The sequence below is a fragment of the Thioalkalivibrio denitrificans genome (genome assembly GCF_002000365.1).
Classification (GTDB): domain Bacteria; phylum Pseudomonadota; class Gammaproteobacteria; order Ectothiorhodospirales; family Ectothiorhodospiraceae; genus Thioalkalivibrio_A; species Thioalkalivibrio_A denitrificans.
The window spans coordinates 34,491-59,937 of sequence record NZ_MVBK01000051.1; the positions used below are offsets into that span (position 1 = coordinate 34,491).

19 protein-coding genes are annotated in these 25,447 nt (G+C 65.7%); 7 read left to right on the forward strand and 12 right to left on the reverse strand.

The window, feature by feature from the left end:
- Window positions 1–150: 150 nt before the first annotated feature.
- The 7 genes from B1C78_RS09350 to B1C78_RS09380 all read right to left on the reverse strand — a co-directional run bounded on the left by B1C78_RS09350 (window position 151) and on the right by B1C78_RS09380 (window position 7,966).
- A complete protein-coding gene (locus tag B1C78_RS09350) occupies window positions 151–1,908 on the reverse strand; it encodes a patatin-like phospholipase family protein (RefSeq protein WP_077278896.1) in 1,758 nt (585 codons plus the stop codon).
- Between the two features lie 55 nt (window positions 1,909–1,963).
- Window positions 1,964–2,509 carry a DUF123 domain-containing protein gene (locus B1C78_RS17860; protein WP_077278897.1) on the reverse strand — a complete coding sequence of 182 codons (546 nt, stop codon included), beginning with the start codon at window positions 2,507–2,509 and terminating at the stop codon, window positions 1,964–1,966.
- Window positions 2,510–2,515: 6 nt separating this feature from the next.
- Window positions 2,516–4,099 (reverse strand): thioredoxin family protein, encoded by a 1,584-nt coding sequence (locus tag B1C78_RS09360; RefSeq protein ID WP_077278898.1) that lies wholly within the window; start codon window positions 4,097–4,099, stop codon window positions 2,516–2,518.
- A 427-nt stretch (window positions 4,100–4,526) separates the two neighbouring features.
- Window positions 4,527–5,015, reverse strand: a complete 489-nt coding sequence (locus tag B1C78_RS09365; protein ID WP_077278899.1) for a hypothetical protein — start codon at window positions 5,013–5,015, stop codon at window positions 4,527–4,529.
- A 43-nt stretch (window positions 5,016–5,058) separates the two neighbouring features.
- Complete coding sequence (locus B1C78_RS09370) at window positions 5,059–5,829, reverse strand: competence/damage-inducible protein A (protein ID WP_077278900.1); 771 nt, start codon at window positions 5,827–5,829, stop codon at window positions 5,059–5,061.
- Window positions 5,830–5,989: 160 nt separating this feature from the next.
- Window positions 5,990–7,099 carry a ferrochelatase gene (gene hemH, locus B1C78_RS09375; RefSeq protein WP_077278901.1) on the reverse strand — a complete coding sequence of 370 codons (1,110 nt, stop codon included), beginning with the start codon at window positions 7,097–7,099 and terminating at the stop codon, window positions 5,990–5,992.
- Between the two features lie 327 nt (window positions 7,100–7,426).
- Entirely contained in the window at window positions 7,427–7,966 is a 540-nt protein-coding gene (locus B1C78_RS09380) for an HNH endonuclease (protein WP_077278915.1), read from the reverse strand.
- Window positions 7,967–8,322: 356 nt separating this feature from the next.
- Here B1C78_RS09380 and B1C78_RS09385 point away from each other — a divergent pair, with 356 nt between their 5' ends.
- From B1C78_RS09385 to B1C78_RS09395, 3 genes are read left to right on the forward strand one after another with little or no spacing between them, the layout of a single operon-like run.
- Entirely contained in the window at window positions 8,323–9,456 is a 1,134-nt protein-coding gene (locus B1C78_RS09385; protein WP_077278902.1) for a Re/Si-specific NAD(P)(+) transhydrogenase subunit alpha, read from the forward strand.
- Window positions 9,456–9,749 carry an NAD(P) transhydrogenase subunit alpha part 2 gene (locus B1C78_RS09390; protein ID WP_425443970.1) on the forward strand — a complete coding sequence of 98 codons (294 nt, stop codon included), beginning with the start codon at window positions 9,456–9,458 and terminating at the stop codon, window positions 9,747–9,749. The genes B1C78_RS09385 and B1C78_RS09390 overlap by 1 nt, the downstream gene beginning before the upstream one ends.
- Entirely contained in the window at window positions 9,749–11,149 is a 1,401-nt protein-coding gene (locus B1C78_RS09395; RefSeq protein WP_077278904.1) for an NAD(P)(+) transhydrogenase (Re/Si-specific) subunit beta, read from the forward strand. The genes B1C78_RS09390 and B1C78_RS09395 overlap by 1 nt, the downstream gene beginning before the upstream one ends.
- Before the next feature lie 111 nt (window positions 11,150–11,260).
- Here the strand turns inward: B1C78_RS09395 and B1C78_RS09400 are convergent, their stop codons facing one another.
- Complete coding sequence (locus tag B1C78_RS09400; RefSeq protein WP_077278905.1) at window positions 11,261–12,205, reverse strand: GGDEF domain-containing protein; 945 nt, start codon at window positions 12,203–12,205, stop codon at window positions 11,261–11,263.
- A gap of 469 nt (window positions 12,206–12,674) precedes the next feature.
- Here B1C78_RS09400 and B1C78_RS09405 point away from each other — a divergent pair, with 469 nt between their 5' ends.
- Window positions 12,675–14,909 carry a primosomal protein N' gene (locus B1C78_RS09405; protein WP_483887639.1) on the forward strand — a complete coding sequence of 745 codons (2,235 nt, stop codon included), beginning with the start codon at window positions 12,675–12,677 and terminating at the stop codon, window positions 14,907–14,909.
- Window positions 14,910–14,936: 27 nt separating this feature from the next.
- Here the strand turns inward: B1C78_RS09405 and B1C78_RS09410 are convergent, their stop codons facing one another.
- Window positions 14,937–17,702, reverse strand: a complete 2,766-nt coding sequence (locus tag B1C78_RS09410) for an EAL domain-containing protein (protein WP_077278906.1) — start codon at window positions 17,700–17,702, stop codon at window positions 14,937–14,939.
- A gap of 323 nt (window positions 17,703–18,025) precedes the next feature.
- On the opposite strand from B1C78_RS09410, the gene argS reads away from it, so the two are divergent.
- The 3 genes from argS to B1C78_RS09425 all read left to right on the forward strand — a co-directional run bounded on the left by argS (window position 18,026) and on the right by B1C78_RS09425 (window position 21,231).
- A complete protein-coding gene (argS, locus tag B1C78_RS09415) occupies window positions 18,026–19,786 on the forward strand; it encodes an arginine--tRNA ligase (protein WP_077278907.1) in 1,761 nt (586 codons plus the stop codon).
- Window positions 19,786–20,391: an SPOR domain-containing protein gene (locus B1C78_RS09420; RefSeq protein WP_077278908.1), complete on the forward strand. Its 606-nt coding sequence runs from the start codon at window positions 19,786–19,788 to the stop codon at window positions 20,389–20,391. Before argS ends, B1C78_RS09420 begins: the two co-directional genes overlap by 1 nt.
- A 162-nt stretch (window positions 20,392–20,553) precedes the next feature.
- On the forward strand, window positions 20,554–21,231 hold the full coding sequence (locus B1C78_RS09425) for a protein-L-isoaspartate(D-aspartate) O-methyltransferase (RefSeq protein WP_077278909.1): 678 nt from the start codon (window positions 20,554–20,556) through the stop codon (window positions 21,229–21,231).
- A gap of 215 nt (window positions 21,232–21,446) precedes the next feature.
- Here the strand turns inward: B1C78_RS09425 and B1C78_RS09430 are convergent, their stop codons facing one another.
- The 3 genes from B1C78_RS09430 to B1C78_RS09440 all read right to left on the reverse strand — a co-directional run bounded on the left by B1C78_RS09430 (window position 21,447) and on the right by B1C78_RS09440 (window position 25,297).
- A complete protein-coding gene (locus B1C78_RS09430; RefSeq protein WP_077278910.1) occupies window positions 21,447–22,139 on the reverse strand; it encodes a hypothetical protein in 693 nt (230 codons plus the stop codon).
- On the reverse strand, window positions 22,114–24,579 hold the full coding sequence (locus tag B1C78_RS09435) for a Lon protease family protein (protein ID WP_077278911.1): 2,466 nt from the start codon (window positions 24,577–24,579) through the stop codon (window positions 22,114–22,116). The genes B1C78_RS09430 and B1C78_RS09435 overlap by 26 nt, the downstream gene beginning before the upstream one ends.
- Window positions 24,580–24,685: 106 nt before the next feature.
- Window positions 24,686–25,297, reverse strand: coding sequence for a YiiX family permuted papain-like enzyme (locus tag B1C78_RS09440; RefSeq protein WP_077278912.1), 612 nt, complete (start codon window positions 25,295–25,297; stop codon window positions 24,686–24,688).
- Window positions 25,298–25,447 lie beyond the last annotated feature (150 nt).

Genomic DNA, 25,447 nt, shown 5'->3' on the forward strand with positions numbered 1-25,447 from the left:
CGCGAAGACGCGAAGCCCGCCAAGAACTCAAAAGATCGAGAATAACTTCGTCTTTCTCTGCGTGCTTCGCGGCTTTGCGAGAGAAGAATGTCGTGTCTTGTCAAAGAAGCCTTACGTCTGCTTCGTGGTTGAACACGATTCCCCGGATCGTCAGCGCAACAGGCCCCGTGTGCGCAGGTCCTCCTGGATGGCGCTCAGAGCCTTGTTGCGGCTCGCATTGCGGATCTGCCGGGTGACGATGGCGTCGATGAGGCGGCTGAGCAGGCGTCTGTCCTTGAGCCCGAGGAAGTCCAGACCCCGATGCACCATCGCCCTCGCCAGGACCTCGGCGCGCGCGTCCATGCCGTCCTGAAGGCGCGCTTTCACGTCATTCCACTTGAGTTGCGGCCAGGGGCGTTCGGGCACCGCCCGGCGGGCATTGCCCACCAGCGGAACGAGTTGCACGAAGTCCCGGTCCACCTTCTCCGTGCCGCCCGGTCCGCGCCGTCGCGGCTGGTAGTCCTCCAGCCGACCGTCGGCCTCCATGCGCACCACCCAGTCCCGCACGATGGGATTGTTGCGGTGGATGACCAGGTGGTCGCGCAGGAACTTCTGGGCGTTGCGCCGGCCCAGCTGGAAGTCATGCATGCGCAGTTGCGCATCCACGAAGCCGGCAAACCCGCCCAGTCCACCCGAGGCGATATGGGTCTCCATTCCCTTGCGGTCGCCCCGGCGCGGCGCGATGAGAAACCGGCTGTAGATGTCCTCGTGCATGGCCAGCATCACTTCCTCGGGCTTGAACCGGGCCTGATTCTTGAGCGTCGGCAGCAACGCGAAGGCAGAGCCCAGGATGTCGGGCATTTCACCGTGCTCCGGCACACTGGGACCGATGTCGTCCGGGAAGGGATCGATCATGAGTACGGCCCGATCGGCTTTCTCCGGGTGGCGCTCGTTGTGCACATCCGGCGCACCCGACAGGGCCACCCGTGCGGCCTCCAGAGGCTCGTTGTTGATCAGCCCGCCGTCCACACTCCAGAACTCGTAGGGTCGCATCAGGTGCGGCGGGCAGTCCGGGCGGATGCTCGGCGGCTCCTCATCCAGCGACACGCCCGCCGGTCGTGCCCACGGCCGGGCCTCGTAACAGCGCAGGTCGTTCTTCAGGGCCCGCGCCGGCAGACCCACCGGAAACGCCGAGGTGGCCAGCGCGGCGTCGCGCACGCCCTCCCAGCCGTCGTCGGGCGTGCCCAGGGTGCCTTCGAAATTCACCGCCGTGGCGCCCGGCGGCAGCCCCTCGCCCTCTCCGCCCGTGGTGCCGAACACCGCGAAGTGCGCATGATCCGCGTGACTGATGACGCGGTGGCCGCGAATGCCGTCGTCGGTGACCATGTTGATCAGGTAAGGCACGCCGCGCAGGTTGGTAACCTTGAGAAAGAGCTGCAGCGGATTGGCGAACCAGGGCATGCCGCCAAGCGGCGGGCTGTGGCGCACCGTGGCGATGGCCTCGTCGGCGATGCGCGCAACCGGGTCGCCGTTAAGCAGCGAGGGCACATGGCGCTCCCTGATATCCCCAGTGTCCAGCATCGTCGTGAGATCCACGTCGCGCACCCAACACCGGTAGAAGAGATTGCGTGATGCGTTGGCCGGTTTCGCGGCCGTGGTGGCCTTGTGCAGATCGCGCACCGGATGATGGCGAGTGAACGGCACCATGGCCGTCAGCGCCGAGGCGATGCCGCCCGCCGACGCCCCCGCCACCGCACGAATCTGTATGCGATGGTCGGGCACCTCCCCGGGCGTCTTTGCCTTCGCGTCCTCCCAGTCCTGCAGGGCCTCGAACAGAAAATCCAGGACACCAGCGGTATACGCACCTGCGGAAACGGCGCCCGCCATGACGAGGCCGAGCTCGAAAGTGCCGGGTTCGGGTTTGCGCATGGGACACTCCTTTGAAGTTAGAAGTGTGAATTGGGAAGTGAGAATAACACCACCCTCACCCCGGCCCTCTCCCTGAGGGAGAGGGAGAACGGCGTAACCGCCTTTTGTGCTCCCTCCCCCGCATCGCGGGGGAGGGTTGGGGAGGGGGCCTTCCCCCTTCCCAATTCCCACTTCTCACTTCACTTCCCCCTTCCCAATTCCCACTTCTCACTTCATACCCCCCTTCCCAATTCACACTTCCCACTTTAAGAAGGTGTGCCCCGCACCCTGCCCTACAGTCGCTTGCGCCGAAGCCGGGAACGATCACTTCGCCCGGCACGCGCCGGTTCACGACACACTCGGCCTCGTCGAACAGCGCGACATCAACGACCGTCACCCGGGGATGCGCGAGCAGATAGTCGATGTGCCAGCGCAGGCGCTTGTCCCGCGACAGGTGCCGCTTCAGACGCGCCGCCATCCCCCGGCGCGCGCTGCCCGTGTACGTGTAGTAACCGGCGGAAAGCTCGAAAGTCCCGAGCCGCCCCACCCGAAGCCGCAGGGCCTCATCCACCACGATCAGTAGCTGGTAGGTTGCTACACGATTTTCCTTGCCACTTGCCACTTGAGGTTAGTTGCCGGCCCATCTGCGATGGGCCAGTACCCCAAGCGCCATGTCGTCGGGATCGCCGCCGCTGACCAGCTCAAGCTGGTCCAGGGCCATATCCATCCAGCGTGCGCGGCGCTCGTCCGACAGGGCCTCCTGCGGAACCTGCCCGACCCGCGCAGGACCGGTGAGCATCCAGGCGAGGGCGGCGTGGGTGCGGGATTCGGTCCAGGGCTCCAGTTCGGGATCGAGCCGCTCGGCAAAGCCGTTCACTTCCTCCACATGATGCTCGGCGATGCGCTCGAGCAGTTCGAGCCCACGCGCTCGCGCCTGCTCGTCGCCCGTGGCCTCGTAGAAACTCCACCAGGCTGCGGCCGGCCACACCTGCGCAGGGAGATACCCCGCCAGTTGGGGTTCGCCATCGTGCGGACGGAAGTGATAATAGCCGCCGTCGGCACGTGCCAGGCGTTCATCGAGACCTTCCAGCGCCTCGGCCGCCCACGCCAGGTACTCCGGCTCGTCCAGAGCACGGGCCGCACGCACCAGCGCCACGATGGCCTGGCCGCTCACGTCCGCGTACTGCACCCGCTCCACGGCGGGCGGGCTCAGTCCTTCGCGCTCTTCGGGTGGCAGGGCGTAGTAATCCGGATCCGAGTACTGGCTGTTCCAGAACGCATTGAGCTCGGAATCCCACAATCGATCGCGAAGATAGGACAACGCACTGCGTACGGCAGCGGCATCCACGTCGCGCCCGAGCACCTCATGGGCATCGGACAGCAGCCACACCAGCATGGCGTTGAGCCCCAGCACCTTCGAGGTCTCCACGGCCGTGACCGGATTGGGGTTGTCGGGGTCGTAGAAGAAGAAGAATCCGCCGTCGACCGGATCGTATAGATCCTCGCGCAGCACATCGACCATTCCGGGAATGCGCTCCGCCCACTCGGGCTCATGGAGCAGCATCCGGTACGTCATGGGCTGGGGCCGCTTGCTCAGCGTGCCGACCACCGAGGCGCCGCTCAGGCGCCCGGTGTGCGCCTCGTAGGTCTCATCGAGAAATGCGAGAAACGAGTCCGGATCGGAATCGAGCAGACTCTCGAGCCCTTCCGGAACGGCGCCCGCGGTGGTCAGGGTGGCCACCTGCCGCAGGAGCCCCTGCAGATCGCCCGGACCGACATGCCCCGTGAAGCGCCCGAGGGGCTCAGCCTCGGAATCCATCAGAACGGTAAAGGGCAGACCCCGCCCACCGAGGCGCGTGAACAGGTCGCGGCGCTTGTCCAGGTTGATGAGCACGGGAACGAAATCCCGTTCGATGGCGACCACGGTGTCCGGGTGCTCCAGCGTCTCGTCCTGGTACTCGCGACACCAGGTGCACCACTGTCCGTGAAAGTAGACAAACAGGCCCTTTCCGTCGCGCGCCGCCGCCTCACGCGCCTCGGCACCCCATTCCTGCCAGTCGATGGCCGACCCCCGCGGGTAGTCATCCAGGGGCACCTCGTCGACATCCGGCGCCGGCTCGGGCGGGTCCTCGTGTTCGGTCATCCAGGGCCACAGCAGAAGCACAAGGGCCACCAGGACGGCCACGATCACTATGACGGTATGTCGTCGCATCCTTTCAGTTTAGGCAAAAATCACCCGAATCGGTTCACGTTTGCCTGCGGCCTTGCACTCCGGTGCCTTCGAAGTTCAAGGACCTGTTTAACCACGAAGCACACGAAGGGCACGAAGAAAAGATGATGGGCTGTCGGGATACGGGACTTATCTGACATCGCGGGCCCGCACCGCCGTTCGGTGCCTTCGTTGGCGCAAGAGATATGTCTCTCGCAAAGCCGCGAAGCCCGCTAAGAAAAGACAAGTTCAAAATTCTTGTGTTTTCTTGGCGGGCTTCGCGGCTTCGCGAGAGTCCCTGCATTTATTGTCAACAAGGCCACCAATCGGAAAGGCGGATCGGCAACATCAACCGGAACCCGAATCTCCACAGCCCAAGATCTTTTCTTCGTGCCCTTCGTGTGCTTCGTGGTTAAACATGTCTTGCCCCTCAATCCAGATACGAATCGACAAGCTGCCAGGTGATGTTGCCGTAGGCGACCTCGTATTCGAACAGGGCCTGGCCGCGGATGTGGCCATCCTCGAACACGGCGAGCACCCAGCGGTCGTTGAGTACGTGAATGGCCTCGGGGACGAAGTACATCTGCCCGCCCAGCACGGGCTCATGGGGAATGAGTTCCGGCTGGCCGGCCAGGTCCTCCGCCAGGCGTTGCGCCGGGTTGCTCAGGCCGAGCCGGTGCAGACGACGCACATCGGCATTGGTCAGGCCCACCTGCGCCGGCACCTGGACCTCGCGGTCGGTATAGCGGGCCAGATGCATCTGCAGGCGCAGGTTCTCCTCGTTGGCCGCGGCCAGATCCTGCTCGAGTCCCGCGCCGCGCAGCATGTAGATGAACATCACCACCACGAGAAACACCATGAAACCGGCCCATACCAGGCGTTCGGCAGTGCGTGAGTGGCGGCCGTTTTCTTCGGACATGGCTGTGCAGAACCTCCGTTGCTTTCAGGGCACGATGTCCGGGCTATGCCGAGCCCGGAACGTCGTCGCCGGATACCTCGCGATGTTCCCAGCGCACGTGGCGCATGGACAGTTCCCGCTCCAGCCATTGCGTGGCCGCGGCGACCCGGGCTTCCACGCCACGAATGCCCAGCTCGATCTGGCGCGGAATGCGGGAACTGGGCAGGCTGGACAGGCGCACATCCGGGAAACGTTCCACCATGACTTCCATCAGCGGAACGAGTTCGCTCTCCGCGGCATCGTGCAACACCAGCAGATGCTCCACCCGCACCACGTAAGACGCCAGATGCGCGTAGTGCGTATCCAGCACCCATTCCACCATGGGCCAGGCCATGTTCGGAAAACCCGGCACGCAGTGGTGATCCCTGAGACTGAAGCCGGGCACCTGGTTCACCGGATTCGGAATCAGCGCGCATCCCAACGGCAGTTCCGCCATGCGGATGCGATTGGGGTAGGCGGATTCGCCGAAGCGCTTCTCGATCAAGGCCACCGCCTCCGGATGGTGTGCCAGCTCCACGCCCGCTGCCCTGGCGAAGCAGGGCCGGGTCAGGTCATCCGGCGTGGCGCCGATGCCGCCGAAACAGAACACCAGGTCACCGCCCGACAGCGTCTCGCGAAAACTGCGCACCAGCAGGTCCTCGTCATCGCCCACCAGGCGCACCCAGTCCAGCTGCAGCCCCCGGCGCGCAAGGGTCCCCATCAGGAACGTCTGGTGCCTGTCCAGACGCTTTCCGGAAAGAATCTCGTCCCCGATGATCAGTGCGCCGATGTGCATGTCGAAATGTGTCGGTACCGATGTTCTTGAGCCACAGAGGTCACAGAGCAATAAACTTCGTCCCTGAAAGCAGCTTCATCCACTGGGGTGCGCCAGATCCGGAGCCCCTTGGCCCTCGCTCTTGACGATCTTTTTTACCTCTGTGACCTCTGTGGCTGAATCAGTCCCTGGCCCCCATCGCCAGCGCCCGGTTGCGGCTTGCCTGCGCCTCGGCCTCGCGGGCGCCGGCGTCGTAGTCCGGCTGCGCCTCGGGCCATCCCTGGAGGTGGCGCATGGCGAGGTCGGCCAGCGCGTCCAGGTGATCCGGATTGTCGTTGAGCGCCGGAATGTAGTGAAACTCCTGGCCGCCCGCCTCCTCGAAGATCTCGCGATTCTCGCCGGCGATCTCCTCCAGCGTCTCGAGACAGTCCGCGGAAAAACCGGGGCAGACCACATCCAGGCGCTTGAGACCGTCCCTGGCCAGTGTCGATACGGTTTCATCCGTGTAGGGCTTGAGCCACTCCGCCTTGCCGAATCGCGACTGGAAAGTGACCATCCATTCCCCGTCGGCCAGCCCGAGGCGTTCCGCGAGCAGCCGCCCCGTGGCCTGACACTGGCAGTGGTAAGGATCACCCGCGAGCAGATAGCGTTTCGGCACGCCGTGGAAGGACATGAGCAGCCTGTCTCCCCGGCCGTGGGTCTCCCAATAGGTATTCACGCTGCGCGCAAGCGCATCCAGGTAACCCGGGTCGGCGTGATAGTCGCCGAGAAAACGCAGGTGTGGCACCCAGCGCCACCCCTGCAGGACGCGGGAGACCGCGTCAAAGGCCGAACCCGCGGTACTGCCGGAATACTGGGGATAGAGCGGCAGGACCAGGATGCGCCGCGCCCCAGCGGTGCGCATACGCTTCAGGCCGGATTCAATGGAAGGCTCCCCGTAGCGCATGGCCAGTTCCACCCGCACGGGGCCCGCAAGTCGTTTGCCCAGGCGCTCGGCGAGACCGGCCGCCTGCCGCCGGCTGATGGCCAGCAGCGGTGAACCGTCGTCCGTCCACACCTTCTCGTACAGGCGCGCGCTGCGCTTCGGCCGCAGGTTCAGGACAATGCCGTTGAGTATCAGCCACCAGAGGGGCCGGGGAATCTCGACCACGCGCGGGTCCCAGAGAAACTGCTTGAGGTAGCGCCGCAGCGCACCCGCGGTGGGCGCCTCCGGGGTGCCCAGATTGACCACCAGCACTCCCAGGCACTCGGGACTGCCGTGGCGATAATCGGATTCGCCGTCATAGCGCATGGGTCGTGATCCGACGTCTTGGGGTAAACGCGCAGGATACAGAATTGGAGAGGGAAGTGGGAATTGGGAAGTGAGATATGAAGTGCGAAGTGTGAATTGGGAAGTGGGAATGAAACCACCCTCACCCCGGCCCTCAAATTCCGGGCGTCCTGCCCTCCACCCTTCGGGCCAGCCTGTCGGCTGTTCAAATCCGCTCCCGGCGGATTTGTCCTGAGGGAGAGGGAGAACGGCGCAATCGCCTCTTAATACTCCCTCCCCCGCCTCGCGGGGGAGGGTTGGGGTGGGGGACTTCCCACCTCTAGATTCACACTTCTGACTTCAACGGCCCTACTGCAGTGCGCGGGTGCGAAGCGGGCTGGAGCGGGGGAAGTGGGACTGCAGGAACTCCATCTGGTCGGCGAGGATGCGCCGGCCCTGGAGGTAGATATACTCGGCGTGGGTGGGCACGAAGGGCACGGCCAGCAACTGCAGGCCGGCCTGTTCCGGGGTACGACCGGCCTTGTGGTTGTTGCAGCGCTTGCAGGCCGTCACGACGTTGCGCCAGTGATCGGCACCCCCTTGGCTGAGGGGCGTGACGTGATCCCGGGAAAGCTCCTGGCCCGGATGATGCTGCCCGCAGTACATGCACAGGTGGGCGTCACGCTTGAACAGGGCGTGATTGTTGAGCGGGGGCACGTACCCGGCATGGATGGCGCGATTGCTGCCGAAGGTGGCGATGATGGAGTTGACCTCCACCACACTGCGAAGGCCGGACCGGGCATTGATGCCACCCCGGACACGGTACAGCAGGACGCCGCAGGTGTAGGCAACCTGCCCGGCGTGATAGAGCCGCACCGCCTGCTGGTAGTCGACCCACTCCAGCGGCATGCCGGCCGCGTCTGTGCGAAGCACCTGTTGGTTGAACTCAAACACGGTTTGATCCTCACGGGACCTCGCGGTCCCGGATCGACTTTATCCGGAAGCCGGTTTTAAAGCAATTATCAAGCCGTTCTTTCGCAAAGCCCGTCTTTCGGGGCACAGGCGGACGCCTGACCCCACCCCGTGCAAGGGTTTTGGCTTCAAACATGTACAGGAATCCGATACCATAACGGCCTTTTTTGAGCGGACCGCGCCAGGCTTCCGCCACCAAGAAGAATGGCTTTCCGAGATTCCTGTTCCCGCCAAGCGTCCGGCGTAGGGCCCTTGAGACGCCCCCGGTGATATGCCGGCTGACGGAGTAAACCATGTCCATGAAACTGGCCGTGCCCAAAGAAACAGCCCCCGGCGAGCGCCGGGTCGCACTGGATCCCAGCGTTGTCACCAAGCTGACCAAGCTGGGCCTCGAAGTCCTTGTCCAGAAAGACGCCGGCGGCTCGGCGCATTTCCCCGACGATGCCTACGGTGACGTCCGCATGGTGGACGACGCCGGTGCCCTCATCGGCGAAGCCGACATCGTGGTGCGGGTCGCGCCCCCAGGTGTCGAAGACGTCGAGCGCATGAAGGACGGCGCCACGCTGGTGGGCTTTTTCCACGCCCACAAGAGCACGGATGTGGTCAAGGCCATGCAGGCGAAGAAGATCACCAGCTTCGCCATGGAACTGATCCCCCGCATCTCCCGCGCCCAGAGCATGGACGCGCTGTCCTCCCAGGCGGCCATCGGCGGCTACAAGGCAGCCATCATGGGCGCGGACCTGTCCTGCCGCTTCTTTCCAATGCTGACCACCGCCGCGGGCACCATCCGCCCCTCCAAGGTGATCGTGATCGGCGCCGGCGTGGCCGGCCTGCAGGCCATCGCCACCGCCCGCCGTCTGGGCGCCATGGTGGAGGCCTACGACGTGCGCTCCGCCACCAAGGAGCAGGTGGAGTCCCTGGGCGCCAAGTTCCTGGACCTGGGCGTCAAGGCCGAAGGTGAAGGTGGTTATGCCCGCGAGCTGACCGACGAGGAAAAACAGCAACAGCAGGAGGCGCTTGCCGGCTTCATCAGCAAGGCCGACGTGCTGATCACGACGGCCGCCATCCCGGGCCGCCCGTCGCCGAAGCTGATTCCCGAGTCCATGGTGGAGGGCATGAAGCCGGGGGCGGTGATCGTGGACCTGGCCGCCGAGGGCGGCGGCAACTGTGAGCTCACGAAACCCGGCGAGACCATCGAACACAAGGGCGTGATCATCCACGGCCCGCTCAACATTCCCTCCCAGGTGGCCCTGCACGCGAGCGAGATGTACGCCAAGAACCTGCTCAACTTCCTCTCGCCGCACATCGCCGAGGGCGAGTTCAAGCCGGACTGGGAGGACGAGATCATCGCCAAGAGCTGCCTGACGCACGACGGCGAGATCAAACACGAAGCGACCCGCAGCCTGGTGGAAGGAGGTCAGTCATGATCGGCATCGAGGGTTTCGTTGCGCTCTACATCTTTATGCTGGCCGCCTTCACCGGATACGAGGTGATCTCGAAGGTGCCGGTGATCCTGCACACGCCGCTGATGTCCGGCTCCAACTTCGTCCACGGCATCGTGCTGGTGGGCACCATGGTGGCACTCGGACACGCAACCACGCCGCTGGAGCAGCTGATCGGCTTCGTGGCCGTGATTCTCGGCGCGGGTAACGCGGTGGGCGGTTACGTGGTGACCGAACGCATGCTCGAGATGTTCAAGAGCAGCAAGGGAGGCAAGTGATGGAACAGTTCCTCAACTACTTCATCAACTCTGCCTACTTCGCCGCGGCCGTACTCTTCATCATCGGCCTCAAGCAGATGGCCTCGCCGGTCAATGCGCGGCGCGGCATCGTGTGGGCCGGCGTCGGCATGGTCATCGCCACGGTGGTCACCTTCGTGCACCCCGAGGTGCACGGGCTGGTCAACTACCTGCTGATCATTCTCGGCATCGGCATCGGCGGCGCCATCGCCTGGTGGAGCGGCAAGCGCGTGCCCATGACGGACATGCCGCAGATGATCGCTCTGTACAACGGGATGGGCGGCGGCGCCGCAGCGGGCATCGGTCTGATCGCCCTGCTCCAGGCCCATATCTACGAGATGTCGTTCACCATCCAGTTCATCGCGGTGCTGGGTGTGCTGATCGGCTCGGTGGCCTTCTCCGGCTCGCTGATCGCCTACGCCAAGCTGCAGGGCATCATGAAGAAGACCCTGCACTTCGCCGGCCAGCAGTGGGTCAACCTGGCCGTGTTTGCGATCACCGTCATCAGCGGCCTGATCCTGGCCTTCAGCGGGACCGAGGTGAGCGGCAGCGTGCTGCTGGTCTTCTTCGTGCTGGCGCTCGCCTTCGGCGTGCTCATGACCCTGCCCATCGGCGGCGCGGACATGCCCGTGGTGATCTCGCTCTATAACGCACTCACCGGTCTGGCCGTGGGCTTCAAGGGGCTGGTCCTGGACAACCCGGCGCTGATGATCGCCGGCATCGTGGTGGGTGCCGCCGGCACGCTGCTCACCCAGCTCATGGCCAAGGCCATGAATCGCCCCATCAGCAACGTGCTGTTCAGCCAGTTCGGCACCGGCGGCGGCGGTGAGGCCGAAGAGATCACCGGCACCATGAAGTCCATCGAGGCCACCGATGCGGGCGTCATGATGGCCTTTGCCGACAAGGTCATCATCGTGCCCGGCTACGGCATGGCCGTGGCCCAGGCCCAGCACAAGATCTGGGAACTGACCCAGCTGTTGCAGGAGCGCGGCGTGACGGTGAAGTTCGCCATCCATCCGGTGGCGGGCCGCATGCCGGGCCACATGAACGTGCTGCTGGCCGAGGCCGGCGTGCCCTACGACATCATCTACGACCTGGACGAGATCAACAACGAGTTCAAGACGGCCGACGTGGCCGTGGTCATCGGCGCCAACGACGTGGTGAACCCGGTGGCCCGCACCAACCCGGACAGCCCCATCTACGGCATGCCGATCCTCAACGCCGACCAGGCCAAGAACGTCATCGTCATCAAACGCGGCCAGGGCGCGGGCTTCTCCGGCGTGGAGAACCACCTGTTCTTCGCCGACAACACCCGCATGCTCTACGGCGACGGCCAGAAGGTGGCAGGCGAGCTGATCACCGCCATCAAGGAGATCGGCTAGGGGTTGGCGCGTTAGGTGTGAGGTGTTAGGGGTAAGGCGTGAGGAGTAAGGCGTGGGCAGTCATCACGCCTATCGCCTGACGCCTGACGCCTGACGCCTCACACCAAACCCTCACATCGAAGTACAGTTGCGCCCCGCGGCCTTGGCCCGGTAAAGGGCGCTGTCGGCGCGGCGGATCAGGTTCGCGGTGTCGTCTCCCGACTCGCGGATAGCAATACCGATGGACACGGTAACCCGCGGCAGCGGACCGTCGTCCATGGCCGGATAATCCACCTCGGCCAGCGCCTGGTGCAGGCGCTCGGCAACGCCCTCGGTCTCGGTCTCGTCCGCACCCGGCAGGATCACCACCATCTCCTCCCCGCCATAACGCACCGCGAGATCGTTCTCCCGCAGGGCCTTCTGGATGGTGCCGGCCACAGTCTGCAGCACCAGGTCTCCGGCCAAGTGCCCGTGGGTGTCGTTGTAGGATTTGAAGTGATCGATGTCGATCATCATTAGGCAGAGTGGCTTGCCGCGCAATTCGCTGCGGGCAATCTCGAACGTCAGGCGCTCGTCCATCCAGCGCCGGTTATAGAGGGCCGTCAGCGGATCTGTCTGTGCATGCTGCCGGTAACGCTCCTGCAACGCCCTGGCGGTGCTCATGGCGCTGTTCGCGCCGGCCAGCCGGCGCGCCAGGTACTGGAGGAGATTGCAGGTGAACACCGGTTCCTGGTAGGCCATGCGCCACAGGGTGTTGCGCGGTATCTCCAGAACCTGCGTAGTGCGCTCGGCCACCACGCGCGAAAAGACCGGCGCGTTGGCGATCAGGGAGGCCGCGCCGGCCAGATCACCGGGCCCCAGGGTTCGCGACGGCCCTTCTTCGTCGGCGCCATGGAGCGCCAGGTGCCCCTTCAGGACCACATACAGGCAGTCGTTGGACTTCCCCGGAGCCAGCAGCGTGTCGCCTGCCTCGACATCCAGGATGGAGGCCCCGGCCAGCAGGGATGCCAGACCGTCGGACTCCACACCGTGAAACAGCGGCAGCCCCCGGATACCTTCCAGATCCGGAAACGCCATCGGACGGGAAACAGGGGCGCCAGAAGCCAATGCGGTCAATCCTCCCCACCGTGGACCCGGACCGGCGATACGAAACTCCGGCCTGCTTACAATTCTTGTACAGGATCGGCCCGACCCTGCACAACAGACCCGAACCGGAAATGGCTATAAAATCACGCTTGCACGTGCATTTATGAGAACGACGCACGGGGCACCCGGGTATTCCGGAACCGTGTTATACACAGTTGTTCACAGGGCGGGGCAACCCGGTTCGTGACCGGGGTCGGACACCCTGACCAAATCATTTCATCCCCGTAACCATCTGCTTTTAAACGCGTTTACGGGGTGGTCATTTTTTGTTCAAGTTAATGATCGGCCAGTCGTCGTGCGCCTCATGGCAAGTTTATGACACGCTTTCCACACAGTTATCCACAGGTTTTGTGGAAAAGCACATTTAGATCACGTGATTTAGAGGGTTAGAGTGCAATCTGTGAAATCACTTGAAGAACGCCCTCTAACATCGAAGCCCGCCCCCTCCGGGATCTGCCGCGTGGCGGTACCGGGTCCGTTCATGGAACCGCTCGACTATCTGCCGCCCCGGAACTCGCCGTCTCCCGGGCCTGGCCAACGGGTGAGGGTCGGCCTGGGCCGGCGGGACGTGGTGGGCGTGGTGATCGACGTCGCCGGGACCAGCACGCTGGCGCGGGAGCGCCTTCGCCCGGTACGCGAGGTGCTGGACGACACCCCTTTGCTGAACCCCTCCCTGCTCCGTCTGCTGTGCTGGAGCGCCGATTATTATCAGCATCCGGTCGGTGAGGTGGTGCAACAGGCATTGCCTGTGCTGCTCCGACAGGGTAAGCCCGCACGCCCGGGCCGAACCCTGTGCTATCGACTGACCGGGACCGGTCGCGAACAGGATCCCGCCACGTTGTCCCGGGCGCCGCGTCAGGCTGCGCTCCTGGACGCCCTGAAGGATTGCCCCGAGGGACTCACGCCCTCAGAGCTGGAGTCTGTTCCTCCGGGCGGCTGGCACGGCCCCTTGCGGGCCCTGCGTGACAAGGGTTGGGTCGAGGCATGCGAAAGGGAGAGGGCACCTGCCGGCACGGCCGCCGTCGAGACCGGTCCCGAACTGAACCTGGACCAGACCGCCGCCGTCGAGGCGGTGCGCGCGCTGTTCGGGTCCTTCTCCTGCCACCTGCTGCAGGGTGTGACGGGCAGCGGCAAGACCGAGGTCTACCTGCAGCTGATCTGTCTGGCGCTCGACGCCGGCCAACAGGTGCTGGTGCTGGTCCCCGAGATCGCGCTGACGCCGCAACTGGTGCGCCGATTCCGGCGGCGTCTGGACACCCCCGTGGCCGTGCTGCATTCCGGGCTGACCGACCGTGAGCGCCTCGACGCCTGGCTCTCGGTCCGCGATGGCCATGCGGGCGTGGCCATCGGCACCCGCTCTGCGGTGTACGTGCCCTGGGTCCGGCCGGGGCTGATCATCGTGGACGAGGAGCACGACACCTCATACAAGCAACACGAGGGGTTTCGCTACCACGCCCGGGACGTGGCGGTGATGCGCGCGCGCATGGAGGAGATTCCGATCCTGCTGGGCTCCGCCACGCCATCCCTGGAGAGCCTCGCCAATGTGGCGCGTGGGCAGTACGGCCGGTCGCGGCTCACCACGCGCGCCGGCGGTGCCAGCGCACCACGGGCCGAACTGCTGGACCTGCGCCGCCAGACCCTGGACGAGGGCCTGTCCACCGGCCTCCTGCAACGCATGGAACAGCACCTGGCGGGCGGCGCACAGTGCCTGCTGTTTCTCAACCGGCGCGGCTATGCCCCGACGCTGATCTGCCATGTGTGCGGCTGGGTGGCCGAATGCCCGCGCTGCGACGCGCGCATGACCTGGCACCACGGCGACGGGCGCATCCGCTGTCATCACTGCGGCCACGAAAAACCGCGTCCGGCCCGGTGCCCTTCCTGCGGCGGCGGGCTGGGCGGACTCGGGGAAGGCACCGAGCGGGTGGCGCAGGCCCTGGCGCGGCACTTTCCGGGGGTCTCGATCGGCCGGCTGGACCGGGACAGCACGCGCAGGAAGGGCAGCCTCGAATCCGTGCTGGATGACGTGCGCAGCGGCAGGCATCGCATCCTGGTGGGCACCCAGATGCTCGCCAAGGGTCACCACTTCCCGGAGGTCTCCCTGGTGGGCATCCTGGACGCGGACCAGGGTCTGTTCAGCGCAGACTTCCGCGCCGCGGAGCGCATGGCGCAACTCATGATCCAGGTGGCGGGGCGCGCCGGACGCGCCGACCGCCCCGGCGAGGTCTTGATCCAGACGCATCACCCCGACCATCCCCTGCTGCGCACCCTGGTGGAAGGGGGATACGAGGCATTCGCGGAGGCCGCGCTGGCCGAACGCCGGGCCGCCGGCCTGCCGCCGTTTGCGCACATTGCCCTGCTGCGCGCCGAGGCCACCGCCGCTGCCGCGCCCCACGACTTCCTCCAGGCTGCCCGCGCAGCCCTGCAGGCCCTGCGCCCGGATTCCGTGGACATCTGGGGGCCGGCGCCGTCCCTGATGGAGCGGCGCGCCGGGCGCTACCGGGCACAGCTCATGCTGCAGAGCGCCTCGCGCCCCGCCCTGCACCGCGCATTGCGCGCCTGGGTGCCGGAGTTGGCGCACCTGCCGGGGGCGAGAAAGGTGCGCTGGGCCGTTGACGTGGACGCGATCGAACTCTGACGGGCCCGAACCCGAGAATCGCGCCTGTCAGGACTGCGGTGTCGGCACCGGCCGCTCGCCCGACACGTCCCCCGCCAGATAGTCCCGCAGCGGCACCGGATAGCCGATGCCGTACCCCTGGGCATAGTCGAAGCCCATCTCCCGCAGGGCTTCCAGGGTATCGACATCCTCGACGAACTCGGCACTGACGGTGATCCCGAGCACACCCGCGATGTGCACCACGGACTGCACCATGGTCCGATCCACCGCATCGGCGATCATGTTGCGCACGAAGGCGCCGTCCACCTTGAGATGCTGAACCGGCAGGGTCTTCAGGTAAGCCAGCGAGGACAGGCCGCTGCCGAAGTCGTCCAGGGCGAACGTGAAGCCCTTCTCGTTCAGGGCGCCGATGAGTTCGAGCGCCGTGTCAATGTTGGCCACCGCCGACGTCTCCGTGATCTCGAAACGCAGCCGGTGTGGCGGGATGCCGAATGCCTCCGCCTGTTCGCAGATGAAGCCCGCCAGATCGTCGTCCGACAGCGACAGCCCGGAGAGGTTGATGTTGAAGACGGTCTCCGCGTACCGCTCTCCGGACGACGCCAGTGCGGCACAGGTGTGGCGAATCACCCAGCGGTCGATGTCGGTCATCAGATTGTAGCGTTCCGCGGCGGGTATGAAGGCCATGGGAGGCGTCAGTGTCCCATCGCGTTCACGCAGCCTGACCAGCACCTCCGCGCCGTCGCACTGGCCGGGGCGCAACGCCATCAGCCGCTGACAGTAAAGCTCCATGCGGTTCTCGCGCAGGGCGTCGGTGATCTCCGTGACCCAGTTCATCTCGCCCTGGCGTCGGCTCAACTCCTGGTCGTCCGGGTGATACACCTGAATGCGGTTGCGGCCCTTGGCCTTGGCGGCGTAACAGGCGGAGTCCGCTTCGCTCAACAGTTCCGCCGTGCTGCTGCTGAGTGCGGTGATGGGCACGACGCCCATGCTCATTGTGACTTCGAACGTCTTGCCCTCCCAGGTGAACCTGAACCCCCGCAGCCCCTTGCGCAGCTCATCCAGCACGTCAATCGCCCGTTCAACGGAGCAGCTGTTCAGCAGCAGGGCGAACTCATCGCCGCCCAGGCGCGCCAGCGTGTCCGTTTCCCTTACGCGCTTGCGCAACAGGAAGGTGATCTGGCGCAGCATCCGGTCTCCCGCGGAATGGCCGCAGGTGTCGTTCAGGACCTTGAACTGGTCCAGATCGATATAGGCGAGCACGTGCTGCCTGCCGTACATTCGCGCGTTGTCCAGGGCGTCCTGAAGGCGACGATCGAACTCGCGGCGATTGATCAGTCCGGTGAGGGCATCCCGGGTGGCGTGGTAGGAGAGCAGATGGTCGGCCTGGCGGGAATTGTCGGTGGCGTAGAACACCACCACACAGCCGACGATCGCCCCGTCCTGCCCCCGTATCGGCGCGGCCGAATCCTCAATCCGGATCGGCGGCCCGTTGCGGCGCATGAGCGAGTGGCCGCTGGTCAGCCCGACCACCTGGCCGTCGCGCAGGCAGGTGCCCACCGGGTCCATGACCGAGGGATGCAGGGGGTTGTCCAGGCGCAGCACCTCCCTGCTGGGCCGCCCCTTCGCCTCGGCGGTGGTCCAGCCGGTCAGCTGTTCGGCGACGGGATTCAGGTATTCGACCCGGCCCTCCCGATCCGTAGTGATCACGGCATCACCGATGGAATGCAGCGTGGTCTCGGCCAGCTCCTTTTGCAGGAACAGCGCGTTGGCATTCTTCCTCACGCGCGCGAGACTGAGCACCGCCAACACCCCGGCCACCGCGGCAAACACCAGGAAGGCGCCCAGCGCGGTGGCATTGCGGCGCGCGAGCTGGTCCAGATGCGCGACCGTGACCCGGGAGGCGGCCTCGGAGAGGTCGATCACCGTATCGATGGCGGCGGTCGCCACCTCGTACCACGCCAGGGCATCCAGCGGATAGAAACCGCTGTCCGCCTGGGCCAGCATGGCATCCAGTGCCCGCGTGAAGTCGCCCCTGATAGCCACCTCCACGGTATCCATGGCGCTCACCAGTTGCTCAGGGAATTCGGGCAGATCGGGCAGCCTCAACAGTTCGTCCAGGGTCCTGCCGACCATGGTGCGACTGAAGTGGATCTGATCCAGATAGTCCCTGGTGATCGGCTCTCCGGCGCCCGCATAGAAGGCCACCATGCCGCGGATCTGGCCCGCATTCTCGCTGATCACCCATACGGAGCGCTTGACCGACAGATTCATGCGCGCCACGCCCGCAGGCAGGTCCATCGACATGAGGACCTCGTCGCGGAGCGCGGCACCCGCCGCAATCAGTTCGGTGGTGACGGCCAGCCATTGGGAACCCGTGATGCCGGGGGCACCGTTCACCAGGGCCGGGTCAATGCGCTGCCGTGCCTCGCGCAGGGCCTCCCGGGCCGTTTGCACCCGGGCGACATGGGCATCAAGGCCCGAACCGGCGAAAGACGGGTCCCCCGCAAGGTTCAGGGCAGCATCCAGACTGGCGTCGCCCTCCGCCCGAAGCCGACCCAGTTCCTCCACGGTCCCGGGCGCGGGCCGGGCTCCCAGGGCCACCGAGGTCAGCCCCCGTTCCCGCGCCTGGAAAGCCGCCGCCCGGAGCAGTTCATCCACGATCTCATTTGCCTGGCGCGCCTGGGAGGTCGCCGCGTAGGACGACAGGGTCTGTAGAACCAGCGCCACGCCCAAGCCGAACACCATCACCCCTGCAATGGCGACGGCGACATTGATCAGGTTGTTGCTGAAAAAGCTGCGGATCGGGCTGGGCAAAATGGCGACTCCCCCGGCATTCTGTTTTTATGTTCGGCGCAAACCATCCTTGAGTGCCTTCGTAGATAGTGGCCAAAGTATCCGGTGGGCCGCTTGATTCAGCTCAAGTCTAACCCATTGATAGTTTGTGGGTATATTAAAAGTCGGCCGACGCGGTCGAACCTTGAGGGTGCCCTGACTGGAGTGGGAACCCGGAATTGGGAAGGGGGAAGCAGTCGCGTGGTGGTGTTGCCCCCTTCCCACCTCCCAATTCCCACTTCTCACTTCAAGAGCGTTAGAATTGCACACCAATCTTTCTCACCCGATCCCCGGACTCCCCCACCTTGAAAGACCAGCTCCAGGCGCTCATTGCACAGGCCATCGGCTCCCTCATCCAGGACGGCACGCTGCCCGCGGACACGCCGGTGGACGTGCAGGTCACCCGCACGAAGGACAAGTCACACGGCGACTTTGCCACCAACGTCGCCCTGCAACTGGCCAAACCGGCACGCACCAAGCCCCGGAACGTGGCCGAGGCCATCGTCGCGCGACTGCCCGAATCCGGCCTCGTAGAGCGTACCGAAATCGCCGGCCCCGGGTTCATCAACCTGTTCCTGAGCGAGCAGGCGCGGCTGTCCGTGATTGCCACCATCCGCAAACGGGGCGCGCGTTACGGCCGCAGCGACCTGGGCAAGGGGCGCAAGGTGCAGGTGGAATTCGTGTCCGCCAATCCCACCGGCCCCCTGCACGTGGGTCACGGGCGCGGTGCCGCCTACGGGGCCGCAGTGGCCGACCTGCTGGAAGCCGTGGGCTTCGACGTGCATCGTGAGTACTACGTCAACGACGCCGGCCGGCAGATGGATATCCTGGCCACCAGCGTCTGGCTGCGTTACCTGGAGCTGGCGGGCGTGGAGCTGCCGTTTCCCGCCAACGCCTACCGCGGCGACTACGTCTACGACATCGCCGCCACCCTGCACCGTGAACATGGCGACAACTACAAGCGCGAGGCCGACGAGATCCTGCGCGGCCTGCCGCCGGACGAAGCCGACGGTGGAGACAAGGAGGCATACATCGACGCCATGATCGCCCGCGCACAGGAACTGCTCGGCGACAATCACTATCGCTTCGTTTTCGAGCTGGGGCTCAACGTCATCCTGGACGACATTCGCGCCGATCTCGCCGACTTCGGCGTGACCTACGACACCTGGTACTCGGAGCGCTCGCTCACGGAGAAGGGCTCGGTGAACCTGGCCCTCGAGCGCCTGCGCGAGGCCGGTCATCTGTACGAGAAGGACGGCGCCCTGTGGTTCCGCTCCACCGACTTCGGTGACGAGAAGGACCGCGTGGTCCAGCGCGACAACGGCCAGACCACGTATTTCGCCTCCGACATCGCATACCACATGGACAAGCTGGAGCGCGGCTACGAGCGCGTGGTGGACGTCTGGGGCGCCGACCATCACGGCTACGTGCCCCGGGTGAAGGCGGCACTCCAGGCGCTGGGTGAAGACGCATCGCGCCTGGACGTGCTGCTGGTGCAGTTCGCCATCCTTTACCGGGGCGGCGAACGGGTGCAGATGTCGACGCGCTCCGGCTCCTTCGTGACCCTGCGCGAACTGCGCCACGAGGTGGGCCGGGACGCGGCGCGCTTCTTCTACGTCATGCGCCGCTGCGAACAGCATCTGGACTTCGATCTGGATCTGGCCAAGTCCCAGTCCGCCGACAACCCGGTGTACTACATCCAGTACGCCCATGCGCGGGTCTGCAGCGTGATGCGCCAGATGGAGGCCAAGGGGTTCACGCATGATCCCGTCAACGGCGAGGCGAACCTCACACGCCTCACCGAGGATCACGAACAGGCGCTGCTGGCCACGCTGGCCCGTTACCCGGAGGTGATCGAAGCGGCGGCGCTGGTGGAGGAACCGCACCAGGTGGCCAACTACCTGCGCGAACTGGCCAACGACTTTCACACCTACTACAACGCCCACCAGTTTCTGGTGGACGACGCGGCAATGCGCGACGCGCGCCTGAGCCTGATCCTGGCCGTGCGCCAGGTGATCGCCAACGGCCTGGCCCAGCTGGGCGTGTCCGCGCCGCAGGAGATGTAATGGCAACCAGGGACTACAAGCATTCAGGCACCCGGCGCAGAAAGAAGGGCGGCTCCGGCTTCCCCGGCTGGGCATGGGGCATCACGGGCCTGGCAGTCGGCCTGTTCGCCGCCTTTCTGGTGTATCTGGACGGTCGCGACACAGCCCCGTCGGAGGCACGTGCCATCAGCGCGCCGGCACCCGCGTCGCGCGACACCCGCGAGGTACGCCGTCAGACCCCCGAGGAGATCCCCGCGCCGCCCCGTCCGCGCTTCGACTTCTACACCATGCTGCCGGAACTGGAAGTGGTGGTGCCGGAGCCGGAGACCGTTCCCACCCGTCCCGGCGAGCCCGCACCCGCACCCAAGAAGGTGGAGGAGCCCGGCACCTACATGCTGCAAGCCGGTTCATTCCGCCAGTTCCAGGAGGCCGACCGCATGAAGGCCAACCTGGCGTTGCTGGGGATCGAGGCCGACATCCAGCGGGTGCAGGTCAACGCCGACACATGGCACCGCGTGCGCGTCGGCCCGTTCAGCGACACCTCCGAGCTCAACAGGGTCCGCGAGCGACTGCACTCCAACCAGATCCAGACCCTGCTGATGAGAATCCCCGAGGGCAGTGGGTAGGCAGTGGCAAGTGGCAAGTCTCAAGTGGCAAGGGCCCCCTCCCCATCCCTCCCCCGCAAGCGGGGGAGGGGGTTTTCACCCCCTCTCCCTCAGGGAGAGGGCTGGAGTGAGGGTGGTTTTCCTTGCCACTTGAGACTTGAAACTTGCCACTGCCCTTAAAGCATGAACGACAAGCGCAGCCAATACGTCCAGTCCCTGATCAAGACCCTCAAGCGGGACTTCCGCGAGACGGCCGGAAGTACCGGCATTGAGGCGCCGGACGAGCGGGTTCTGGAGGCCATCCGCAAGGTGCCCCGGGACCGGTTCGTGCCGGATCGGGATATGGGCATGGCCTGGGAGAATACGGCGCTGTCCATCGGCTACGGTCAGACCATCTCCCAGCCCTTCGTGGTGGCACTCATGACGCAGCTCCTGGAGCTGACGCCGGAGAGCCGTGTGCTGGAGATCGGCACCGGTTCGGGCTACCAGACGGCGTTGCTCGGCGAACTGGCCGGCGAGGTCTACAGCATCGAGGTGGTGCCGGAGCTTGCCGCGCAGGCCGAGACGCGCCTGCGGGAGTTGGGTTACGACAACATTCGCGTGCGCAGTGGGAACGGCCGCCGGGGCTGGCCGGACGCGGCCCCCTTTGACGCGGTGATCGTCACCGCAGCGGCCGAGGACATCCCGCCTGCGCTGGTGGAACAACTGCGCCCGGGCGGACGCATCGTCATCCCGGTGGACACCGGCTGGTATGGCCAGGACCTGCTGCTGGGCATCCGCACCGAAGACGGTCAACTGGACACACGCAGCGTCCTCCCGGTGGTGTTCGTGCCGCTGGTGGGGAAGGAGGGTGGGAAGTAGGAAGTGGGAATTGGGAAGTGGGAATAAAACCACTCTCAGCCCGGCTGGCGCTCGCGTCGCGGAGTGCTGGGGACAGGGCCTTTTCCACTTCGCACTTCCAAATTCCCACTTCCTACTTCTTAACCCCCACTTCCTGCCTCAACGTCACCCTGTAGGAGCCCGGCCCTCCGGGCGAACGACCCAACGATTCGCCCGGAGGGCCGGGCTCCTACAGGTTACCCCACCACCACCACCGTGCAGCCCAGGCGTGCCAGCAGCGGGTGCAGGATCGGCGCATGGCGGGCGAGCACTGCGGCCGGCAGGATCAGGGTACCGGGCCTGAGGGACAGCAACCGGGCGGCCACGCGGGCCATCCGTTGCGGCTCCGCAGACGTCACCTCGATGCGCTGCGCACCCGTATCGACCGCCTCGGCAATCGCCAGCGCGTCCTGCCCTGCGGGCGTGTCGTCGTAGACGACGCATGCGCCGCTGCTTGCTCGCGCGCCGGGCGCCGCCGCATACCGGCCATCGTGCCCCGACACCAGAAGACTGCCTGCATCCAACTCGGCGAGCAGGTCCTCCCATCCCCGCTTCGCGGCCGTCTGCAGCGTCCAGCGAATGCGTGCCGGGCCGGCCAGCTCGGCCATCATGGTCTGAATGCGCGCGGTCAGACCCCGCAGGCTCCGTTCCATCAACGCCCCGCTCAGACGCCGTTCCATCCCGGCGAGCAGGCTCACCTCGCTGGCAAACGGCAGCGTGGCTGCCCGGCTCAATTGCGACTGCGCAAGCAGCATGGCTTCCAGTTCTGCCTCGAAATGCGCCGCCAGCGTGACGGCAAAGGAGAGCATGGCCGGGGGCGCCCCGACCACGTCCAGCGCCAGCAGGACACGGCGCAGGCGCCGTTCAGAGAGTACGGTGGTCGCCATCATTGGGTCTCGAATAGGCCTGGCGCAGACGCGCCAGCGCCGCGAGCCGTTCCTGGACGCGGCCGTTGAGGCCATCCGGCGGCCACTGGCCCGCGGCATCGGGTTCGCCGGCGCTCAGGCCGGTCAGCAGGCCGGCCGCCTGGTCCACGTGGCTGACCGCGTACACGTGGAAACGCCCCTCGCGCACCGCCTCCACCACGTCGCGGCGCAACATCAGGTGCGGCTTGTTGCTTGCCGGTATGATCACCCCCTGCCGCCCGGTCAGTCCGTGCGCCGCGCACACGTCAAAGAATCCCTCGATCTTTTCATTGACGCCGCCGATGGCCTGAACCTGGCCATGCTGGTTCACCGAACCGGTGACAGCCAGGGACTGGCGGATCGGGGCATCGGCCAGCACCGAGAGCAGGGCGCACAGTTCCGCCACCGAGGCGCTGTCGCCCTCCACCGGCCCGTAGGACTGCTCGAATGTCAGGCTGGCAGCCAGCGACAGGGGCTGGTTCATGCTGAAACGCCAGGCCAGGTAGGAACCCAGGATCAGCACGCCCTTGGAATGGATCGCACCGCCCAGCTCCACTTCCCGCTCGATATCCACCACCTCGCCTTCTCCCAGGCGCGCCGTGGCGGTGATGCGCGAAGGCCTGCCAAAGCTGAACTCGCCCAGGGAGATCACAGACAGGCCGTTGACCTGCCCCACCTGTTCGCCATCCAGGTCCACCAGCTGGATGCCACGCACAATCTCCTCGTGCACCCGCTCCCTGATCCGGCTCGCACGCCGGATGCCGGCGGCCACCGCCTGCTCCACGTGGACGGCCTCCACCCGGGACGCCTGCGCCTGCCCTGCCCAGTAGTCGGCCTCCCTCAGCAGGTCGTCGAGCCCGCCCATGTGCAGTGACAGACGCTCACCGTCGGAGACCGTGCGTGCGGCCTGCTCGATGATCCGGGCCACCGCGTCCCGGCTCAGCGGCCGCAACCCGCCCGCACGCTGCTGCATGGCAATGAGCCGGGCGTAGAGCACCGTGGTGTCGCCGTCACGGCGGATGTCCTCCGAGAAATCGGCGGCCACCTTGAACAGGCGGGAGAATTCGGGATCGTATTCCTGGAGGAGGTAGTAGAGCAGCCGGTCGCCCACCAGCACCACCTTGAGATCCAGGGGGATGGGCTCCGGCTCCAGCGTGGTCGTGCTGGCAAGACTGAGCATGGCCTCCAGCGACTCGATGCGCACCTCCCGGGCGCGCAGCGCGCGCTTGAGCGCCTGCCAGGCAAAGGGGTGCGAGAGCACCTTCTCCGCATCCAGGATCAGGTAACCGCCGTTGGCCCTGATCAGCGCCCCCGACTTGATCAGGCTGAAATCGGTCACCAGGGTGCCGAACTGCACCGTGTGCTCCACGCGGCCCACGAGGTTCTGGTAGGTGGGGTTGTCCTCGTAGACCACCGGCGCGCCCTCGGTGTGCGCATGATCCACCAGCACGTTGACCTTGTAGCGATTGAGCTGGCGTGCGGCCTGGCCGGCCGGGTTCGGTCCGGCGCCCTCTTCTTCCCCGAGGCTGCGGATCTGGTCGGCGTTTTCCAGGATGTCCTTGCGCAGCGCGTCGATGAAGGCCTGCACCGCCGGCAGCTCCCCGTACTTGGTGCGCAGCTCCCCCAGATGCTGATCCACCGTCAGGCTGGAGACGCTCAGATTCAGCTCCTTGTGGCGTTCGCGCATCTCGCGCTGCCAGAGCGGGATCTGGGAAATGAGCTGCTTGAGGTCGCGCTTGAGCGCTTCCACTGCCGCCTCGATGGCCTTCTGGTCATCTTCCGGCAGCTTGGCGAATTCATCCGCGTCGAGGATCTCGCCGTCGTGGACCGGCGCCAGGGTGTAACCGCCCGGCGTGCGCAGCATGGCCACATGCTGCTGCTCGGCCTTTTCCCTCAGTTCCGCGAAGGCCTGTTCCTCGCGCTCCTTGAATTCATCGTGGATTTCCTGGGCCTGGCTGCGATAGGCCTCGCTCTGCAGGGCCGCCGCCAAGGCGCCGATGATGTCCTCCATGACTTGCTGCATGTCCCGGCGCAGCGCCTGGCCGACCCCCGCCGGCAGACGCAGGGCGCGGGGGCGGTGCGGGGAGTCGAAGTCGTTGATGTAACACCAGTCGTTCGGCACCGGCATCCGGGCCGACTCTTCCGACAGCAGGCGGTTGACCAGGGTGCGCTTACCCAGCCCCGTGGACCCCAGCACATAGAGGTTGTATCCCTCGTGGGGCATCCCGATACCGAAGCTGAGCGCCTCCAGCGCCCGCTCCTGGCCGATCACCCGCTCCAGGTCCTCCAGTTCGTCGGTGGAATCAAATTTCAGCAGCGCCGTATCGCAGGCATGAAACAGTGCATCCGGTGCCAGTGCCTCCGGTGCCAGTGCCTCCGGCACCGGGCCGGTGGACCGGTCGTGCTCCTCGCGATGATCAGGCATCTGCCCAGGCTCCCCTGCTCGGTTCTCGGACGGTCAAGCTATTTATGAAACATAGCAGACGCTCCATGAGCGCCATACAGGAGGCGGGCGTCTACGGGGTGACAGGTCAAGGCGCGTGCACCTTGCGCAGCTGCGGCGAATGGAACAGCGCGGCGGGCGAGACCACCTGCTCCTCCAGGGGCACGTCGACGCCGAAGCGCTCACGAAGCTGGGCGCGCACCTCGGGGTGACCCAGATCATAGTCCCCCATGGGCCGGGGATCGCTCAGCCGGATGCCGAGCCCCTTGTCGTAGGCCTTCCACACCAGCTCGGAGCAGTACAGCGCATCGCTGGACCAGCTGAAGCGAAAATCGTAGGGACGCCCGGCAAACGCCTTCACGGCCCGGCGCAGGGCCGCGGCCCCTTCTTCGTCCAGGGTCTCGTCGGCATTCTCCAGACGTTTGACCACGAAATGGCCGTCCGGGTCGCGCGCCACCCACGCATCGAACGGGGTGGCTCGAACCGGGTTCACCGCTTCCCAGACCACCGGCTCACCGTCCACCATGAATACGATGCCCACGTGACTGTAGGGAGAGTCCGTTGCCAGCTGGATGGCCAGGGACTCGGGCGCCCCGGAATCCTGGAAGACGATGTCCCCGTCCCGGGGTTCGTATCCCCCTGCCGCAAGATTCAACAGGGCGGCCAGCACGGTGACGAGAAGACGCAATCGTGTGCTCATGAAAACTCCTGCCTATGCCCTGACAGGCTAGCCCGCATATCTCACTGGTCGGACACCGGCTGCCGCACAGCAGGCTGAAACATAGGTGGAATACGTTGAAATGGTCGTCAACCTCAGCATGAGACTGTTTCCGCCGGAGTCCTATCGCGG

Coding starts and splice junctions, on each gene's coding strand:
- B1C78_RS09435 (WP_077278911.1), bottom strand. CDS start 24,579: ATGCCTGATCATCGCGAGGAGCACGACCGGTCCACCGGCCCGGTGCCG.
- B1C78_RS09385 (WP_077278902.1), top strand. CDS start 8,323: ATGTCCATGAAACTGGCCGTGCCCAAAGAAACAGCCCCCGGCGAGCGC.
- B1C78_RS09430 (WP_077278910.1), bottom strand. CDS start 22,139: ATGATGGCGACCACCGTACTCTCTGAACGGCGCCTGCGCCGTGTCCTG.
- B1C78_RS09400 (WP_077278905.1), bottom strand. CDS start 12,205: ATGGCGTTTCCGGATCTGGAAGGTATCCGGGGGCTGCCGCTGTTTCAC.
- B1C78_RS09365 (WP_077278899.1), bottom strand. CDS start 5,015: ATGTCCGAAGAAAACGGCCGCCACTCACGCACTGCCGAACGCCTGGTA.
- B1C78_RS09370 (WP_077278900.1), bottom strand. CDS start 5,829: ATGCACATCGGCGCACTGATCATCGGGGACGAGATTCTTTCCGGAAAG.
- B1C78_RS09380 (WP_077278915.1), bottom strand. CDS start 7,966: ATGCCGCTGGAGTGGGTCGACTACCAGCAGGCGGTGCGGCTCTATCAC.
- B1C78_RS09360 (WP_077278898.1), bottom strand. CDS start 4,099: ATGCGACGACATACCGTCATAGTGATCGTGGCCGTCCTGGTGGCCCTT.
- B1C78_RS09425 (WP_077278909.1), top strand. CDS start 20,554: ATGAACGACAAGCGCAGCCAATACGTCCAGTCCCTGATCAAGACCCTC.
- B1C78_RS09440 (WP_077278912.1), bottom strand. CDS start 25,297: ATGAGCACACGATTGCGTCTTCTCGTCACCGTGCTGGCCGCCCTGTTG.
- B1C78_RS09350 (WP_077278896.1), bottom strand. CDS start 1,908: ATGCGCAAACCCGAACCCGGCACTTTCGAGCTCGGCCTCGTCATGGCG.
- B1C78_RS09395 (WP_077278904.1), top strand. CDS start 9,749: ATGGAACAGTTCCTCAACTACTTCATCAACTCTGCCTACTTCGCCGCG.
- B1C78_RS09420 (WP_077278908.1), top strand. CDS start 19,786: ATGGCAACCAGGGACTACAAGCATTCAGGCACCCGGCGCAGAAAGAAG.
- hemH (WP_077278901.1), bottom strand. CDS start 7,099: ATGCGCTATGACGGCGAATCCGATTATCGCCACGGCAGTCCCGAGTGC.